This window comes from Streptomyces sp. NPDC020362, from assembly GCF_040642095.1.
Lineage (GTDB): Bacteria > Actinomycetota > Actinomycetes > Streptomycetales > Streptomycetaceae > Streptomyces.
Genome location: NZ_JBFAET010000019.1, coordinates 34782 through 51870, shown reverse-complemented (window position 1 = coordinate 51870; position 17089 = coordinate 34782). Strand labels below are relative to the sequence as shown.

Genomic DNA, 17089 nt, shown 5'->3' with positions numbered 1-17089 from the left:
TCTGGGCGAACAGGGCGGCCGCGTGGGTCGCATGGCCGCCTGGCGTCCGCACCGCAGCGCATGTGACAGCGACGTACGGAACATGTCACAGGGCTCGTACCGCCGGCTGCCGTCGCTTCCCCCGGAGCCCCACCCGGTGGGATGTTTACCGGCCTGAGCGGTCCGCAACGGGCCGCAGGGAGGGATCGGGGTGGACACCTTGAGGCGTCAGCAGCACCGCACCAGCAACGGCAGAACCGCCGGCAGGGCTCGAAGACTCGGCAGGACCGACGGAAACGGCACAACGCGGCGCCGCCTGGCGGCGGTGACCGCCACGGCGCTCGGCATGGCCGTACCACTGACCCTCGGCGCCGCAGGAGACGCGGGAGCCGCGGCGGACCACTCGATCGTCTTCGCCCGCTACACCATGGCAGCGCCCGTCGAAGACCTCTACGCGATCTCACCCGGCGGCGGCACGCCCGTCAAGCTCACCCACACCTCCACCGTCAGCGACGTGATGCCCAGCTGGTCCCCGGACGGCAAGCGGGTGGCCTTCGTCCGCTACGGATCCGGCGGCGCCATCGACGGCATCTGGACGATGAAGACCACGGGCACCGACCTGAAGGCCGTCCCCGGCACCAAGGGCGCCTCCGACCCGGCATGGTCCCCGGACGGCAAGCGGATCGCCTATGCCAAGCCCGTCGGCACCCAGCGCGAGATCTATGTGGCCGACATCGACGGCACCCCCGCCACCCGGCTCACCCACACCACGGCGGACGACCTCCATCCGACGTGGTCCCCGGACGGCAAGTACCTGGCGTTCAACCGCGCGGACACGAGCGGACACAGCAGGGTGATGCGGATCCGGCTGTCCACCCTGGCCCAGACGCCGGTCACCGGGGCCGGCTCCCACGACTGGACGCCCGACTGGTCGCACGGCAACCGCATTGCCTTCAGCCGCGTCGACTCCTCGGGCTTCGCCCACCTCTACCTCGTCCGCCCCGACGGCACCGGACTGCACCGCATCACCACGGCCCGCCTCAACGACAAGAACCCCTCGTGGTCCCCGGACGGCAGCCGCCTGGTCTTCACCAGAGGCGGTACCGACGACGCGGACCCCGAACACCTCTACCTGGTACGGGCCGACGGCACCGGGGTGACCCAGCTCACCAAGACCGACTCCCATGACCTGGAGGCGGACTGGCGCCCGTAGGACGCCCGTAAGCGACCGGTTGCCTGCCCGCTGCACGAACGGAGCAGATGCCGGATCGACCGGCTCCACCTGCTAGTCACGCTGTGCCGGCCCGAGGGCGGGCGGCAACTGGTCTTCCCCGGCCGGGCCGGTGTCGCCGTCCTTCCATGCGGGGTCGTAGGCGCAGGGCATGGTGACACCGCCGGTGAAGTACCCCCGGTCCGGGTACCAGGTGAAGGACATCCGTTCGTCGTCGCCCCGTTTGGCGAACAAGTCCCAGTCGTCGGCCTTCGTGCCCTCGCGGTAGTCCGTGATCTCCCAGCCGCTGTCCTGCAGATGCTGGTGCAGTCGGCGGAGGCCGGATACGGCCTGTCTCGCGGGCACGTGGTCGACGGCCCACGAGTGGCTCAGCCGGTAAGCACCGTCGACGGTCTTGTCCTCCAGCCCCAGCAGGCCTCCGTCGTAACAGAAGTCCGAACCGTAGCCGTTCTCCGTGCTGACGCCGACGTCCTCGACTCCCGGTTGCACCGTGCGCTTGAACCCCAAGACGTCGTACGCCTCCTGGGATTGCCGGAAGGCGCGTGTCGCCATGTTCTCGGGCGCTGCGCGGGGAAAGTCCGTCGACCCCCATGAGCTCGACGCGAGCAGGACGACCACCACGAGTACGACAGAGAGCACGACCCCGACGAGCGTGGCGCAGCCGCATCCGAGAGCCCTTGGGAGGGAAGGACGAGATCCGGAATCGGCCGGGGCGGTGGTGGTGTGGGGCGGTGCGGTCTCCTTGGGCATACGGGGACGGTATGTCAGCGGGGGAGTGCGGCGGATGGGCATGGGCGCCTGGTACGGAGTGGGTACGCGTACTCATTCGACCTGTGCACATGGGGCCCGGCCGGCACGCTGACGTGTGTGCGCAGGGCTGTTCGTTCGGTGAGTCTGCGGGCGCCGCTCCGGTGTACTGGCGGACGACGGTCAGCGGGGTGTCGGGACGAAGGCTCCAGCACGTGTGAGGGTGCGGATGACGCCGGCAGGTGTGAGGGTGCGGATGGCAGGGGCCCGGAGAACCATGCGAGACCCGGCGGTGCCACACAGCACATCGTCAGCAGCACATGCCCGGTCGGGATCACCCATGCGCCTATCCGAGTGCCTTCCGGCTGTCCCGCGGGCGAGAGACGCGCGGTCCGGGGAATGTCGTTTCGCACGAGGTGACCTTGGGATCCGTGAGGAGATCAGCCATGTACGCAGTGATTCGGCGCTACGAAGGGGTGGTGGACCCTGCGGAGGCGGGACGCCGAGTGGACGAGGGATTCGTGCCTCTCCTCCGTCAAGTCCCCGGATTCGTGGCCTACTACTGGGTCGATGCCGGGAACGGAGTGATGGTCTCCACCGGCGTCTTCGAGGACCAGGCCGGGGCCGAGGAGTCGGTCAGGAGGGCGGCGGACTTCGTACGGGACAACCTCGCGTCACTCCTCCCCAACCCTCCACAGGTCACGGCCGGCCAGGTTGTGGCTGCCGGGTAGAGCCGGGTGGCGGCCTCCGCAGTGGCGCCGGTACCCAGGCATCCGGGGCCGGTGCGCCGGCGTGCGGCCGGGGACGGTCCGGTGACGGCCGGGGTCGGTCCGCCGCCGATGACATGTGGTCACAGCGTTGCCCGGACCCGGGGCGGTCCGGACCCGGCCGGAGGCTCGCCGATTCTGGTCAGCCCACGATGCGGGCTCGCAGCCGGGCCAGGGTCGGCGCATCGAGGCCGAGACCGTCGGTGAGAAAGCCGCCGAAGCTGCCGTAGTCCTGTACGGCCTGGTCGCGGAAGGCGGCAAGGTAGTCGCTGCGCACTTCCTGGAGGGGGATCAGCAGATCCGGATTCTGCATGTAGCCGGCTGCCTTGAGCTGATCGCGCAGGGCCTTGTCGGACGCGGCCCGCAGCGTGCTGGAGAGCAGGTAGTCCTGCTCGGAGACGCTCGCCGGAACACCGACGGCACGCAGGACGGTGTCCGCGAGGACGCCGGTGCGGTCCTTGCCCGCCGAGCAGTGGAACAGCACCGGTTCGGTCGAGTTGGCGATGTCCTTGACGGCGGCGCCGAGTGCGGCGCGGTCGGCGGCGGAGGTGACGAAACCCCGGTAGAGGGTGCGCATGCGTTCTTCGGCCTTGCCGTCACCGAGTGTGGCCTGTTGGTGGACGGGGTCCTTGGAGCCGATGACCTGGCGCATCAGGAAGTACAGGCCGGTGTCGTCCACGGGGTGCGGTGCCGCGGCCACTTTGCCGGGGAGTCTGTCGGTGCCGTCGTACTGGATCTCCGTGGGGGTGCGCAGGTCGATGACCTTGCCGAGCCCCAGTGCACCAAGGGCGGTGACGCCGTCCGGTGGCAGCGCGGACAGGGACTCGGACCGGTACAGCACTCCCCACCGGGTGGTTTTGCCGTCGTAGGTGCGATAGCCGCCGGTGTCACGGGCGTTGACGGTCCCGGCGACGGCCAGCACACGCTGGTGGGGGGCGGTGAAGTTGCCGGAGGTGTGCGTCGTCCGTCCATGAGTGGTTGTCGCGGCGTGCGCGACGGCTGGGGTCAAGGGGACGGCGAGGGCCGTGACGAGGGTGAACGCTCTGATGGCACGTGTCATCGTTCGCATGCAGAAAGTCCCTTCTCTCAGCAGGAGGCGGGACGCTAGCGCGAGGATCCAGGAATCTGAAGACGGATGCCGGTCGGTCGGGTACCGATACCGAGCGGTTATCGACGCGCACGAGCGAGCAACGCCGCATGCGGCAAGGTCAGCTCACCGTCCTCGCCGGCAAACTCCTGGCTGAGCAGATCGAAGTGACGCTTGATCTCGGCGCGGATCCGGGGGGTCCGGCTCCGCACCAGCTGTCCGCCGAACGCGACGCCACCGGAAGGACCGCTCCACCACTCGTCAACGGTCGCGCGGTGATCCCCGCGCAGGGTCTCGCACGCCGCTTCGCACAGCCCGGCCGCATCCATCAGGGCGGTCAGGCCGCCTTCGTCACGGGGGAAGTCGTCGTCAGGAGCCAGTCCCGCGGGCAGATGTGGTGGACGCGCGTGCGGCCTGCTCGGCCGACTCGACCATGGTCGGCTCCGCATCCACGGCGGTGACCGTCGCACCCCGGGCACACGCGGCAGCAGCGACCGTCCCCGGACCAGTCCCCACATCCAGCATCCGCACGCCTGTCGTCCGCTGGTCGTCGTCCGTCGTCCGTCCTCCGCGGTCGTCATCCGGTGGTCGTCATCTGTGGACCGGCCTGGTTCGCGGTGCATGGTCGCGCAGGGCGAGCAGGGTCCAGCCGCGGCCGGCTGCATCGAGCGGTCTGGTCGCGGCGGTGAACAGTTCGGCGGCCCGGCGGTAGGAAAGCCGTCCTCGTCCGGTCACCGGGCAGCGGTCGGCTGCCGGCGTGGTGGCGGGGGCCCGTCGGTCGGTGACGAACACCGGCCCCGCCGTGCGCCCTGCCAGCAGCATGGGCAGCAGGTGTGCCGCTCCCGATCCCCAGCTCAGCGGTGCTGCCGAGCCAGCCCTGGTGCGTCGTCCGGGTAGGTCGAGGTGGTCGATGTCGAGAGCGAGTACCCGCTCGACGGGGGCTCCCGACTCGTGGAGGAGGTGCCACAGGGCCAATTCCCTGAGCGGGGCCCGCAGGGACAGGGCCGCGCGGGCCCGATCCGGGCCCGCAGCGGTCGAGAACACGGCCGTGGAAGCGCCTGAAGGGGGCGGGGCCGGTGCCGGTCCGGCACATGACGGCGTCGGCAGTGCCAGCCGGGCAGCCGGATCCGTGGTGATCCAGCCTCGGGATCTCCACCATGCGGTGGCGGCTCGAAGGCAGGTCAGTTCGCGGGCCAGCGTGCGTGGTTCCGCCGTGGCCGCTCGGTCGGCGAGTCCGCGTTGCAGGCGCTCCGGGGCCTGCGGGGCGTCGAGTTGGGACAGCGGAACCACGGGCGGCTGGGCGCCCCTGCGTTCGCGGCCGGCCGGGGTCCGACGGTCGACCAGGGGCCAGGCCCACCCGTGCAGCGAGATGCGGTAGACGCGGCGGGAGGCGTTGCCGAGACCGGCAGCGGCGAGGTAGTGGTCGACTGCGGTGCTGTACTCCACCGGTGCCGTGCGAAGCGTGCCGGTGCCGTCGGTCTGCTGCTGACTCATACTGGCCACATCCGCAGTAAATAAGTTCTCTTGATTCGACTTCACTCTTCGGCAATGAAGCCTACCACCAGGCATGTTGCAGTAAATGGAGTGTATTTACTGCGGCTCGTTTCCCTCGAAGTGAAATTGCTCGGTCCATGCTTACTTTCTCTCCCGGAATCGGTTGTGTGGAATGGGTCGGCGACGCAATATTGCGGGGCCATGACGCTTTCCACTCGCTCTTCCTCCGCGGCGGGACCCCGGACGGTCGCGCACCGTCTGCGCGTGCTGCGGCACTCCCGGTTCCGCCGCTTTCTCGTCGGCCAGAGCACATCGCTGCTCGGCTCCGGGCTGAACACGATCGCCGCCACGTTCGTCACGCTGCAGCTGCCCGGCGGCGGAGTCGACGTCGTCGGCGTGGTGATGGCGGCGCGGATCCTGGCGGTCCTGGTCGTGCTGCTGCTCGGCGGAGTGTTCGCCGACCGGCTCGGGCCCCGATCGGTGATGCTGACAGCGGATCTGCTCAGGTTTGGTGCCCAGGGTGTCCTGGCCGTGCTGCTGTTCACCGACAGGGCGACGATCTGGGAAGTGATCGTGCTGGCGGTGGTGGTCGGAATCGGCGAGGGCGGGTTCGGCCCGGGGCTGACGGCCCTGGTGCCCGGCCTGGTTCCCGCGGAGTACCTCACGGACGCCAACTCGCTGCTGCAGATCGCCCAGGCGGTCGCCTCGGTCGTCGGCCCCGGTCTGGCCGGCGTACTCGTCGCTGTTTCCGGCGCCGGCACAGTGGTCGCCGTCGACGCGGTCAGCTACGGCGTCAGCGTCCTGGCTCTGGCGGGGCTGCCCCTGTCGCGGCCGGACGTGACCCGTCGCGGATTGTTCGGCGACTTGGGGCGCGGCTGGAAGGAGTTCACCTCCCGCACGTGGCTGTGGGTCACGACCCTCCACGTGAGCCTGTTCAACTTTGTTCTGTGGGCGCCGTTCCTGGTGCTGGGACCGGCTCTGGCCCAGCAGCGGCTCGGCGGCGCGAGGACCTGGGGGCTCGTGCTGGCCCTGTACGGCATCGGCTCGATCGTCGGCGGCCTGGCCATGCTCGGGAGGAACCCCGGCCGGGCACTCGCCTGGTCCGTGGCCGCATCCGCGTGCTTTGCACTGCCGGCTGCTGCGCTGGCTGCGCGGTTGCCGCCGGCCTGGGTGGCCGCGGCTGCACTTCCCGCGGGAGCCGGTGCCGCGGTGTGCAACACCCTCCTGACGACCGTCACCCAGCGCGAGATCCCCGCCGAGGCCCGCGGACGCATCAGCGCGTTCGACAGCCTGGGCGCCTTCGCACTGGGGCCGCTCGGGCTGGCGCTGGCCGGGCCCGTTGCGGGAGCCCTGGGGGCAGAACGGCTCCTGGCATTCGGTGTGATCTGGCAGCTGACCGCAGTCGCGGCGGTGCTGGCGCTCCCATCCGTGCGACGGTACGGCGCAACATGACGGCCGCGACGGACGTGGCGACTACGGGCGGATCCGCCGCGCCGCCGACGGGTGATGACCGGCGGCGCGGCCACGGCACGTCCGGCCGGGAACACGGGCGGCTACTGCGCGGGATCCTCCTCGGCATGCCGGACGGCCTTCTTCACCGACTGCTCCAGCTCGCACCGGCCTACACCCGTCTCGGCGGCGTGCGCGTCGACCGCGGCCCGGACCGCTTCCGACGCGGCACGCCAGCGGCGCCACTGTGCCTCGTACTCCTCCCCGGTGAGGCCGGCCAGGCGGGCGCGCTCCTGCTCCGCGACGCGTTCCAGTTCGATCAGGTTTTCGGGGACGTCTGCCACGGGCTGGATCCTAGGCGGCCGACTCGGCACGCCGACCGTCCGACGTACCGCCCGAACGGGTAGAGCTGAATTCGTCCTGCGGTGAGGTCGCAGTGGTCTCCGGCCGTTGGTGCCGCCTCCGTCGACTATGCAGGAGACGGCGAGAGGCTGGATCCGGCTGGTCGGCGTTTGCCGGACATGTCGGGTGGGTAGGCCGCGGCGGCTGACAGCCTGCGGGCACGGACGCGAGGAGAGAACACGTGAGGATCGTCGTCACGGGCGCGTTCGGCTTCCTGGGACGCCGGCTGACCGGCACGCTGCTGCATACCCGGACATTCGACGGCGCACCGATCGAGCGGCTGGTCCTCGCCGACCGTATGGTGCAGCCCGGCTCCCCGGCGGCGACCGATCCGCTCGTGGAGATCGTGCACGGCGACCTGACCGACCACCTCGACCACCTGTTCGGCACGCCGGTCGATGTGCTGTTCCATCTCGCCGCCGCGGTGTCGGCCGAGTGCGAGGCAGACTTCGACCTCGGCATGCGCGCCAACGTGGACACCACCCGCGCCCTGCTCGACGCGGCCCGCGCCCAGACGGCGGCCGGGCGTCCGGCGTCACGGGTGGTGTTCTCCAGCAGCCTCGCCGTCTACGGCTCCGACCCGGCGCTGCCCCCGCCGCAGGTGGTCAGCGAGTCGACTCCGCCCACGCCGCGGTCCAGCTACGGAACGCAGAAGCTCATCTGCGAGCATCTGATCGCGGACTACACCCGCCGCGGCTTCCTCGACGGACGTGTCGCACGCCTGATGACGGTCGCGGTACGACCGGGCCGACCGAACGCGGCCGCCTCCGGCTTCCTGTCCGGCATCATCCGCGAGCCGCTCGCCGGACTCCCGGCGACCTGCCCGGTGCGTCCCGACCTGCGTGTGGCCCTGGCCTCGCCCCGGCGCACCGTTGAGGGACTCCTTCGCGTTGCGGAGGCCGGGCGCGGCGTCGGGCCCGGTCTGCTCGTAGGCCAGATGCCGGTCAACCTTCCCGGACTCACGGTCTCGGTCGCCGAGATGCTCGCCACGCTGCGGCAGGTGGCCGGTGACGCCGTCGCCGACCTGGTGACCATCGCGCCCGACCCCGCCGTCGAGTCCATCGTGGCCTCGTGGCCAGCCGTCTTCGACGACAGCCGCGCTGCCGCGCTCGGCCTGGAGCCCGACCCGAGCTTCCTGTCGCTCGTGCGGGACCACCTCGCCGATCGCCCCGACCAGTCCCACGTCGGTTGAACTGGTGCCGACAGCTCCCGGGCCCCCGCGGATGCTCTCGTTGTCCTCACGGACCGGCCTGGCTGTGAAGGTCTGGGCGGACGTCGTTGCGCGGTGCACGGCGGAGTCGTTTCGCCAGTCTCGACGTGATCAATGTCGGTGGCTCTTGACGCCACTCAGGCAGAGGAAAATCTGGGCGGTTCGCCCATTTACCGTGTGAGAGTGGGGAGTTGACGCGGCCATGGACGCCGCTGCCCACGCGGACCGCGAGTGGATTCGCATCGCCACCGCAAAGCCGCGGTGAGGTCGCGGGTCCCACCCGAGGTGAGCGGGTGGCGAGCCGCCTCGAAGCGCCGACGCTTTCGCCGGCGAGCTCCTGGACGACGACGCCGGAACCGGGGCGTACCGCATCGACGTCGATCACCTGGACGACGCCAGTGCGAAATGCCGAGATGACAAGACGGAGACCGCAGCGTGACTACCGCCGAAAACCGAGCCCGGCTCGCATCTCCGGCCCGGGTGAACGACTATGACAGCTTCGCCGAGGCGTACTCGGCCCTGAGTGAGACCAGCCTCCTGAACGCCTATTACGAGCGGCCCGCGATGCTGTCCCTCGCCGGGGAGGTGGCCGGCCGCCGGCTCCTCGACGCCGGCTGCGGCTCCGGCCCCCTGTTCGCCGCTCTACGCGATCGGGGTGCCCTCGTCACCGGCATCGACTCCAGCGCCGGGATGGTGGAACTGGCGCGGCGGCGGCTGGGCGCCGACGCGGCCCTGCACGTGGCCGACCTGAGCAACCCGCTGCCGTTCGCCGACGGTGCGTTCGACGATGTCCTCGCGTCGCTGGTGCTGCACTACCTGGAGGACTGGGGGCCGACGCTGACCGAGATGCGGCGGGTACTCAGGCCCGGCGGCCGCCTGATCGCGTCGGTGCAGCACCCTTTCGTGGACTACGCGATCCAGGATCCTCGGCCCGACTATTCCGCGACCACCAGCTACACCGACGACTGGGCCAACCTGGTGGAGCAGGCCGCCCCGATGACCTTCTGGCGCAGGCCGCTGCACGCGATGACCGACGCCTTCACCGCGGCCGGCTTCCGCCTGGCCGTCATCAGCGAGCCACAGCCCGATCCGGCCGCCCGCGAGCTCTACCCTGACGACTTCCTGAGCCTGTCGACCAAAATGTGCTTCCTGTTCTTCGTTCTGGAGGTGCCCCCGGCTACCGGCTCGGCCGAGTAACGAGCAACCGGAGCTGAACCTCTTGCCTCACGACCCGATCGACCAAGAGGGGGTGGCGTTGACGAGCGTGGTACCGAGGAATCCCCCGCGAAATACGCGACGCCGGCGCCCGCAGCGGCGATCGGCCAACTCCGGCTCGTTCGGCTTGTGCTTGGGCGTGGGCGAGGCGGTAGGACCCGGTGCCGGTCTGGATGATGGCTCCGTCGAAGGTCAGCCGGTCGACGATGCCGCGCAGAGCCTCGGGTCGGTGAAGGTCTTGCTCACCGCGGTGTTCAGGGCGTGGCACCGTGTCCAGGGCACCGCGCGGGCGCTCTGTCAGGGCACTCGTCGGCTCATGAAGAGTGCTTGTTCACCAGCCGACTCCGTCCCGTCGTAGAGCGTGGTGTCCAGGCCGCAGAAGACGAAGCCCATCCGGAGGTAGGCGGCAATGGCGGGTGCGTTGATGTTGCTGACCTCGAGCCACACATGCGAGGCCCGACGCTCCCTCGCGAAGTCGAAGGCATGATTCACCAGGGTTCGTCCGACTCCCTTTCCCCTCCACGCGGGTGCGACCTCGATGTCGCGGATGGTCAGGCGTGTGTTCCACGGGGAGAAGGAGGTCTCCACGAACCCGCACAACTCGTCCCCGTCGAAGGCGACCACCGTCCGGCTCAAGGCGGGATCGCCGCCGTCGTCCTCACTCTCGTCCTCATCGGGGAAGACCTTGTGGAGGGGAGGCTCCACCGGAGTCCGGCAGATCCTGAAACCCTCGTCCGTCACGGCCACGGAGAACACCGCATCGGTCGTGAACGACCCGTCGAGCTCCGCAAGGGCCTGAGCGTCTTCGGACCGCGCCAGCCGGTAGACGATGGTCCCTGCCACGCCGAGCACCGTGGTGTCGTCTGCACTCGTCTTCATGACCCGACCGTACGTCCGCCCGTACGAGGTTGATCGACTTCTGGCCGGTCGAGGAGGTGATTGCACGCGCCGTCGCCGATGACGCTGCCGGGCCGCGTTTGCATGATCGAGGAATACGCGCGACACGACGGTCATGCCGACTTCGTCCGAGAGCAGGCCGACGGAGTCACCGGGTCATGAGACATGCTGGAGACGGGGGGGGCGAAGCGGGCGATGGTGTGGTGCAGGCCCGCCCGATCGCCGTCCTGGCAGGATGGCGGCATGGAACGTGTGCTTGGAATCGGTGGATATTTCATGCGGGCAGCCGACCCGGCGGCCCTGAGCGCTTGGTATCGCGACTGCCTGGGCCTGGACGCCGATGAGAACGGCCTGTGGCGTCAGGGAGCCGGACCGACGGTGTTCGCGACGTTCGAGTCCGGGACCGACTACTTCGGGTCCCGCGCCCAGCAAACCATGCTCAACTTCCGGGTCCGTGACCTGGATGCGATGCTCGCGCAATTGCGCGCCAAGGGAGCGGACGTGGACAAGGAAACGCAGGACATGGAGGGTATCGGTCGATTCGGCTGGGTCACCGATCCTGAGGGCAATCGGGTCGAGCTCTGGCAGCCCGCCTGACCGCGTCTTCACGCAGCCGGTGACGTGCTGGTGGACCACTGGGTTGTCGAGCGGTGAACCTTGGTCGGCCCCGCGCGGCCATGTCCCTTGGTTCTTCTGCGGACTGTCACGGGATCACCTTGCGCCTTTGTCGCAGAGTTCCCCGGCCAGGCGAGTGCTCCGGCCCGCAAGCCGGAGAACCCCGGCGTACCGGGCGGGGTTTCGCTTGCATGCTCCGTGCCGAACTTGTGGCAGGGCCGTTTGGAGGCATCGCGGTTACGGGACGGCTGCGGTAGCCGGGGCTTGATCCTGAATGTCACGAAGCGGCGGAGGGCGACGATGCGTACCTTGACCCTTGTCATGGGAACAGGGCGTAGCGGCTCCACCGCGCTGTCACGCATCCTCAACGCCCACCCGGACGTACTGAGCCTCAACGAGTTCATGGCCTCCGTGGGCCCACGCCGCCTTCCCCGAAGGGAGGGTGACCGGCGAGGAGTTCCGGCAGTCGCTGTTCCGGCCCGCCCCTCACTTCGAGCGGATGATCCGCAACGGGCTGCCGCTGCCGGAATTGCAGCGGTGGTCCCGTGGCCCGAGCGCACAGCGGCCGAGCACCATCAAGCACTTTTCGGCCTGCTCCGCGCGCGGTTCGGCCGGACCGCCGTGGTGGAGCGCTCCGGTTACTCGACGGGCTGGGCAGCAGGGCTGCGGGCCACGTTCCCGCACGCGAGGTTCGTGCACATGTTCAGGGACGGACCCGACTGCGCCCTGTCCATGAGCCGTCATCCCGGACACCGCACGATCTCCCTGCTGCGCGAGATCAAGGCACGAGCCGGCATCGACAGCCTCGCCGACCTGACCGACGAGCACGTGCGCTCGCTGCCTGCGGGCCTGTCGCCGCTGCTGGAGGAGCGCTTCGATCCCGCGCTCGTACGCGACCGCGACCTCCCCCCTGCGCACGTTCGGCAGCCTGTGGTCCGACTCGTCACCGACGGGACGGAGTTCATCGGCCGGCTGCCCGTCGGTCGGCGCACCACACTCGCCCACGAGGACTTCTCGACCGTCCTGCCGAAGAGCTCACCCGCCTGGCCGAGTTCATCGGCGTCGACCCCCACCCGCAGTGGCTGCGGACCGCGTCCGCACAGCTCGACCACAGCCGACGCGGCTCCGCCCGGCGGCTGCCGGCCGCTGAGTTCGACGAACTGAGGGAGAGCCGCGCACGGGGGACCCGCGTTCTGGAGGGCCAACCGATCCGGTGGCGATCTCCCGGACCCCGCGGTGGCGAAATCGTCGGCTGCACGGGTGAGATGGACAGGCACGAGGCTGCCGACGGAACGCATGGCCGTTCAGATCGGTGATTTGCGAGCAGAGGGAAGGTCGCAGTTGACGAGTGGCGCCGGCTCAGGCAGGAGACTGCGCCCGGCAGAGCCGGAATGGGGCGGCGGGACGGTCGTCCGGCTGAAGGGCCGTGGAGTTGTTCGCCGTGCGGACGGTCGGCCCCGACGGGTCGCCTCCTCCGGGCGTGGGGAGGAGGCCACCTGTGGTGTGAGGCCTACTTGAACCAGTACCGGACGCCGTGGTGGTGCGAGCAGGTGCCCTGGGAGTGACGTGAGTACGAGAGGGACGCGTCCTTGCACTTGGCCGTCTCGTACTTGTCCTTCGGCTTCTGGTGGTGCGTCCACCCGCACAGACCGGTCGTGTGGTGGATGCAGCGGTGGGCCGTGTTGGTCGACGGCAAGGTCGCCGCGGAAGCGGTCGGTGCACTGAAGAAGACGCCGGCCAGGGCGATCGCGACGGCCGAGGCAGCAAGACGTGCGCGCAAAGGAATCCCTCCCGCGAGACGATCCGGGAGCGGCGCACGAATCGCAGTACAACCCTGGAGCCAAGTGACGGGTCTTCGTCTTCGAGGAACCAATCCGGCCTTCCGGTACAACTTGGTCCAACAGGGGGAAGCATGAGCTTCGTTCACCACCGCACCCGCGCCGCCGCGACCGCGGCCGGCACTCTCCTCATGGCGGCCGTCCTCGGCGCCGCCGGTGCAGGAGCGTCCAACGCCGACACCGCGGCACCGCGGACAAAGCTGATCGCCTCTTCCGTCCTCGGGAGCGACTACAAGGTCACGCTGACAGCGCTGCGGTCGACGGAGGACCGGCTCGCGGCGTCCGTGCGGTTGCAGGTCTACCAGCAGACCGACGGAATCTGGAAGGAGTCCGACCGGGTCACCGTGGGCGAGGTCGACGGGTGGTTCTGGTACCCGCTCACGGGCAGTGGTGCCGTCTGCGAGTTCTCGACGGCGAGCACCGAGCCCGCGCCGCTCACCGTGAGCCTGCAGATCACGCCCTCGATCGGCTGTTCCGGGCCGGCGCACTACGTCGTGAAGCAGGGGAGGGTTTTCGCCGGCTGACCCGCGAGGTGTCCGACGATGCCGTGCGGGGGCGCGGACGCCGTCACGAGCAAGGAGCGTGCAGCCTGTGTCGGCCGAGCCGTGCGCGGCGCGATCGGGGTCGGTCATCTGTGCCTGCGACGACGAGCGGCCCCTTGGGTGAGGGGCCGCTCGTCGGCGGCATGGCAGGTCAGGGTGTGTGCATGCACCTGCTCAGCCCGGGTGCCCAAGATCGGATCATCCGGTCACTTGAGGTACCCGAGGATGGACATCATGCCGCTCTCCGAGTGGTACTGGTTGTGGCAGTGGAGCATCCACAGGCCCGGGTTGTCGGCGTCGAAGTCGACGACGAGTTTGCGGTGGGGCAGCACCAGCGCCGTGTCCTTGCGGGCGCCGTCGGCGTCGATGCCGGTCATGGAGAACGTGTGGCCGTGCAGGTGCAGGGGGTGCCACATGTCGGTGGCGTTGATGAGAGTGAGCCGTACTCGTTCACCGGCGCGCACCGGATGGCGCCTGCGCGGGTCGTAGGGCTGGTGGTCGAAGCCCCAGTCGAACCGCTGCATGGTGCCGGTGAGCCTGATGCGCATTTCACGGTCGGGCTCCTGCTCGTCCAGCGCCACGGACTCGTCCGGTGCGAGGTTCTGCGCGGGCAGAACCCGTCCGTCCAGTTCGTCCGGGCGGACGTTTCGCCCGGGAATGGCTCTCCCCCTGTCGGTGCGCAGCACGGCGAGGGCCTGGCCCCTCTTTCCCTCGGCGAGCGCGACGAGGGGGAAGACGCCGTCCTTGGCGGTGACCAGGACGTCGTACCGCTCGGCCATGCCGAGGAGGAGGGCGTCGGTCTCGGTGTGCTCCACGGGATAGCCGTCGGTGTGCGTGACGGTCATGGTGTGGTCGCCGAGCGCAACCCGGAAGGCGGTCTCGGAGCCCGCGTTGATGATGCGCAGCCGGACGCGGTCGCCCGGCCTGCACCGGAACACCGGGGGACTCATCGGCAGGCGGCCGTTGGCCAGGTAGTACGGGTACGCCACACTGCCCCCGGCGCTCTCGAGCAAGCGGCTGCGCGAGTCGTGCAGCACCCGGGAGGGACCGGTGGGGAAGCTGCCTCTCCCGGAACCCATGGCCATGCCTCCGGACGCCATGGAGGTGCCCGTGCCGTGCCTGAGTTGGGCGAGCACGCGTTCCGGGGTGGAGCCGTCCACGCCGTCGACCCAGTCGTCGAGGACGACGACCCACTCCGTGTCGTAGGCGAGGGGTTCCCTGGGATCGTCGACGATGAGCGGGGCGTACAGCGCGCGATCGGGCTGGAGTCCGACATGCGAGTGGAGGAGATAGGTGCCCGGGTGGGAGACGGCGAAGCGGTAGGTGAAGTCTGCCCCCGGGCGGATGGCGTTCTGCGTCACGTCGGGGACGCCGTCCATGTCGCAGCGCAACCGCACCCCGTGCGCGTGGAGGGTGGTGGCGGACGGCAGACGGTTGGCGAGGGCGACACTCAGGACGTCACCGGCCGTGATGCGCACCAGCGGTCCGGGCAGCCTCTCGTTGTAGGCCCAGCTCCGGACGGTCCGTCCGCCCAGGTCCAGCGTGGACTCGCCGGCGGTGAACCTGAAGCTGCGCACCGGGCCGGAACCGCGTCTCCGCTCGGCGGCAAGGACTTCCGGACCCGACGGGTCCACGTAGGCCCCGGCGCTCGGCGGCGCGAAGCGGGCCTCGCGGAGAGCGGTCCCCTCGGGGCGGTGATCCGGGCGGAGAGCGAAGTCGGTACGGAATGGCAGGAGTCCCACGCCGGCAGCAGCGAGCGGGGCACGGAGCAGAGTACGCCGCGAAGGTGTGTGCATGGCTGTAATAAGACACGTTTTGCACCGGTATAGGGGGGAAATGCAGCGTGCGCGTCCGGGATTTTGGCCAACGGTGCCCCAGTTGGCGGGTGCGGCGAACTCATCCGCCCCGGTCTGCTCGGCCTCGATGGCCCAGAAGTCTCTTTGACGACAACTTCCTGCTTCGGCTCGGCTGGTGGCGACGAGGGGGCGGTCTCCGGGCGAGGCTCTCTCGGCGTCGACAGGAGGTCATTCACAGGAGGTCGTAGCAGGACGTTGCCGGCGGGACGTTGCCGGCAGGAGGGCGTCGGCGGGATCGGGCCGCCGCAGGCCATGCTTGCCGTGAACCTTGCGCGTGCGGGGCGGTTCGTGGCCGTTCAGGCGGCTCGTGTGGCCGCAGGCCCTCCCGACGGTTCCGTGGTGGGTGCCCGGCGTGGGCGATGCGGGACGGTCACAGGCGGGTGGACGGGGTCCGAGCCCCGCCCACCCGCAGGGTGCCCGTGACGGCCGTCAGGAGGTCTGGGCCCTGTCGTACAGGGCCTTTGCCTCGTCGCCGAAGTACGGGCCGAACATCCGGTTCGGCAGGAACGTATAGCCGAAGCTGTTCACGGAGGTCTGCAGGCCGGCACCGGTGGCTTCGCTGAAGCCGGTGAGCCAGGGACCGCCGCTGGAGCCGCCTGTCATGTTGCAGCCGAGGCTGTGGTCCTGCGAGAAGAGGAAGTCCTTCGAGCTGTTGCCGCTGCAGTAGATGAGCTTGGTGCCGTCGTAGGGGGAGGCGGCCGGGAAGCCGAAGGCGTACATCTGTTTGTTGTAGCCGCCGTTGAACTGGACCCCCTGTGCACCGACGACCGAGGTGAGCTTCTGGCCGTTCAGGGGTGCGACGACCGCGGCGCCCACGTCGTAGTTGATGTCCTCGCTCGCCTCCCACTGCGGCGTGGTGAGCGTCTTGCTCGCGGACCACTGCCCGTACGGCGCGTTGCCGTTGTTGTACCCGGGCACGAACACCCAGTTGGTGTGCCAGCTGCCCTGGTACTTCACACAGTGTCCGGCCGTGATGACGGTACTTGCGTTCTGGCTCGTCACGGCGTTTCCGGTGCAGGAAGCGGTGCGTCCCTGGAAGGTGAAGAACACGCGGCCTGAGGTCGTGACGACGGCGCCCGCGCCGGTCCACGGGCCACCCGCCTGCGGGAAGGAGGCGGGGGCGGCGGTGGGTTCGACGGTCGTCGACTGCCCGCCGGCCCTGGGAGCCCTCAGGTGTTCGGCCGCGCCGGGGGACAGCAGCAGATCGAGCGGGGTTGCGCTGCGCATCCGCTCGGGGGTCCAGAAGGTGCGGGATGTGTGCTGTTCGGCGGCAGAGGCGCTATGGGCCGGCACTGCGGGCCCGGATGCCGCTCCAGGGGTTGCCGCGACGGCGGTGCCGGCGCCGACGAGGCTGCCGGTGCACAGGGCGCCAATGGCCAGCAGGATCCCCGCGGTTGTGCGATGGCGTCTCACGCATGTCTCCTTCTGCCGTGCCGGGACTGGTCGGGTCCGGGCAGGGTGGGGGAACGAAGAGCGGTGCGGACAGACGTACGTGGGGCAGAGTGCCACGGAAATCAGGTCTTGTCAGGAGCGCGTCAATGAGCCGCAGCTGGTCGGGGTTGAGAGGTACGGTGCGGCAGCTCCGGTGCATCGATCGCCGGGTGCGCGAGGGCGCGGTGCTCGGTCAACGTGGCCCATGAGCAGGGGTGCTGAGGTGAGCGCGCGGGGCGGTCTCCATCCGAGTGACCGCGGCGTACAGGTCTTCGGTCGTACTGTGCGCCGGTGGTGATCCTCCGCAGGAAGGATGTAAGGCGCATCAA

General features: G+C 69.7%; 19 protein-coding genes and 1 pseudogene. 9 read left to right on the top strand and 11 right to left on the bottom strand.

The window, feature by feature from the left end:
- The first annotated feature begins 190 nt into the window (after positions 1-190).
- Positions 191-1192, top strand: coding sequence for a hypothetical protein (locus AB0H32_RS11030; protein WP_361117662.1), 1002 nt, complete (start codon positions 191-193; stop codon positions 1190-1192).
- Positions 1193-1264: 72 nt separating this feature from the next.
- Here the strand turns inward: AB0H32_RS11030 and AB0H32_RS11025 are convergent, their stop codons facing one another.
- On the bottom strand, positions 1265-1849 hold the full coding sequence (locus AB0H32_RS11025; RefSeq protein WP_361117659.1) for a hypothetical protein: 585 nt from the start codon (positions 1847-1849) through the stop codon (positions 1265-1267).
- A 554-nt stretch (positions 1850-2403) separates the two neighbouring features.
- On the opposite strand from AB0H32_RS11025, the gene AB0H32_RS11020 reads away from it, so the two are divergent.
- On the top strand, positions 2404-2688 hold the full coding sequence (locus AB0H32_RS11020) for a hypothetical protein (RefSeq protein ID WP_361117657.1): 285 nt from the start codon (positions 2404-2406) through the stop codon (positions 2686-2688).
- A 178-nt stretch (positions 2689-2866) separates the two neighbouring features.
- On the opposite strand, the gene AB0H32_RS11015 is transcribed toward AB0H32_RS11020, so the two are convergent.
- The 4 genes from AB0H32_RS11015 to AB0H32_RS11000 all read right to left on the bottom strand — a co-directional run bounded on the left by AB0H32_RS11015 (position 2867) and on the right by AB0H32_RS11000 (position 5305).
- The gene (locus AB0H32_RS11015; protein ID WP_361117654.1) at positions 2867-3793 is read right to left on the bottom strand and encodes a tyrosine-protein phosphatase; all 927 of its coding nucleotides are present in this window, start codon (positions 3791-3793) and stop codon (positions 2867-2869) included.
- 98 nt (positions 3794-3891) lie between these two features.
- Positions 3892-4140: a hypothetical protein gene (locus AB0H32_RS11010; RefSeq protein ID WP_361117651.1), complete on the bottom strand. Its 249-nt coding sequence runs from the start codon at positions 4138-4140 to the stop codon at positions 3892-3894.
- Positions 4141-4180: 40 nt separating this feature from the next.
- Positions 4181-4336, bottom strand: coding sequence for a class I SAM-dependent methyltransferase (locus tag AB0H32_RS11005; RefSeq protein WP_361117647.1), 156 nt, complete (start codon positions 4334-4336; stop codon positions 4181-4183).
- A gap of 66 nt (positions 4337-4402) precedes the next feature.
- Positions 4403-5305 (bottom strand): hypothetical protein, encoded by a 903-nt coding sequence (locus AB0H32_RS11000; protein ID WP_361117645.1) that lies wholly within the window; start codon positions 5303-5305, stop codon positions 4403-4405.
- A 201-nt stretch (positions 5306-5506) separates the two neighbouring features.
- Here AB0H32_RS11000 and AB0H32_RS10995 point away from each other — a divergent pair, with 201 nt between their 5' ends.
- The gene (locus AB0H32_RS10995) at positions 5507-6757 is read left to right on the top strand and encodes an MFS transporter (RefSeq protein ID WP_361117642.1); all 1251 of its coding nucleotides are present in this window, start codon (positions 5507-5509) and stop codon (positions 6755-6757) included.
- A gap of 101 nt (positions 6758-6858) precedes the next feature.
- Here AB0H32_RS10995 and AB0H32_RS10990 read toward each other — a convergent pair whose 3' ends face one another.
- On the bottom strand, positions 6859-7098 hold the full coding sequence (locus tag AB0H32_RS10990; RefSeq protein WP_361117639.1) for a hypothetical protein: 240 nt from the start codon (positions 7096-7098) through the stop codon (positions 6859-6861).
- A gap of 239 nt (positions 7099-7337) precedes the next feature.
- On the opposite strand from AB0H32_RS10990, the gene denD reads away from it, so the two are divergent.
- Positions 7338-8348, top strand: coding sequence for a D-erythronate dehydrogenase (gene denD / locus AB0H32_RS10985; protein ID WP_361117636.1), 1011 nt, complete (start codon positions 7338-7340; stop codon positions 8346-8348).
- Between the two features lie 453 nt (positions 8349-8801).
- Entirely contained in the window at positions 8802-9563 is a 762-nt protein-coding gene (locus AB0H32_RS10980; RefSeq protein ID WP_361117633.1) for a class I SAM-dependent methyltransferase, read from the top strand.
- A 133-nt stretch (positions 9564-9696) separates the two neighbouring features.
- Here AB0H32_RS10980 and AB0H32_RS10975 read toward each other — a convergent pair.
- Both AB0H32_RS10975 and AB0H32_RS10970 read right to left on the bottom strand, forming a co-directional pair.
- A pseudogene (locus AB0H32_RS10975) lies at positions 9697-9821 on the bottom strand (AAA family ATPase); the annotation flags it as partial.
- 57 nt (positions 9822-9878) lie between these two features.
- On the bottom strand, positions 9879-10460 hold the full coding sequence (locus tag AB0H32_RS10970) for a GNAT family N-acetyltransferase (protein ID WP_361117630.1): 582 nt from the start codon (positions 10458-10460) through the stop codon (positions 9879-9881).
- 78 nt (positions 10461-10538) lie between these two features.
- Between AB0H32_RS10970 and AB0H32_RS10965 the strand changes: the two genes are divergently transcribed.
- From AB0H32_RS10965 to AB0H32_RS10955, 3 genes are all read left to right on the top strand, one after another.
- Positions 10539-10640, top strand: coding sequence for a DUF664 domain-containing protein (locus AB0H32_RS10965; RefSeq protein WP_361117746.1), 102 nt, complete (start codon positions 10539-10541; stop codon positions 10638-10640).
- An 81-nt stretch (positions 10641-10721) separates the two neighbouring features.
- Positions 10722-11075 carry a VOC family protein gene (locus tag AB0H32_RS10960; RefSeq protein WP_361117627.1) on the top strand — a complete coding sequence of 118 codons (354 nt, stop codon included), beginning with the start codon at positions 10722-10724 and terminating at the stop codon, positions 11073-11075.
- A gap of 318 nt (positions 11076-11393) precedes the next feature.
- Positions 11394-12257, top strand: a complete 864-nt coding sequence (locus AB0H32_RS10955) for a sulfotransferase (RefSeq protein ID WP_361117624.1) — start codon at positions 11394-11396, stop codon at positions 12255-12257.
- 346 nt (positions 12258-12603) lie between these two features.
- On the opposite strand, the gene AB0H32_RS10950 is transcribed toward AB0H32_RS10955, so the two are convergent.
- Positions 12604-12873, bottom strand: coding sequence for a DUF3761 domain-containing protein (locus tag AB0H32_RS10950; RefSeq protein WP_361117621.1), 270 nt, complete (start codon positions 12871-12873; stop codon positions 12604-12606).
- Positions 12874-13005: 132 nt separating this feature from the next.
- Here AB0H32_RS10950 and AB0H32_RS10945 point away from each other — a divergent pair, with 132 nt between their 5' ends.
- The gene (locus AB0H32_RS10945) at positions 13006-13455 is read left to right on the top strand and encodes a hypothetical protein (protein ID WP_361117618.1); all 450 of its coding nucleotides are present in this window, start codon (positions 13006-13008) and stop codon (positions 13453-13455) included.
- A gap of 224 nt (positions 13456-13679) precedes the next feature.
- On the opposite strand, the gene AB0H32_RS10940 is transcribed toward AB0H32_RS10945, so the two are convergent.
- Together AB0H32_RS10940 and AB0H32_RS10935 are read right to left on the bottom strand one after the other, a co-directional pair.
- Complete coding sequence (locus AB0H32_RS10940; protein WP_361117615.1) at positions 13680-15269, bottom strand: multicopper oxidase family protein; 1590 nt, start codon at positions 15267-15269, stop codon at positions 13680-13682.
- A gap of 489 nt (positions 15270-15758) precedes the next feature.
- The gene (locus AB0H32_RS10935; protein WP_361117612.1) at positions 15759-16742 is read right to left on the bottom strand and encodes a peptidase; all 984 of its coding nucleotides are present in this window, start codon (positions 16740-16742) and stop codon (positions 15759-15761) included.
- Positions 16743-17089 lie beyond the last annotated feature (347 nt).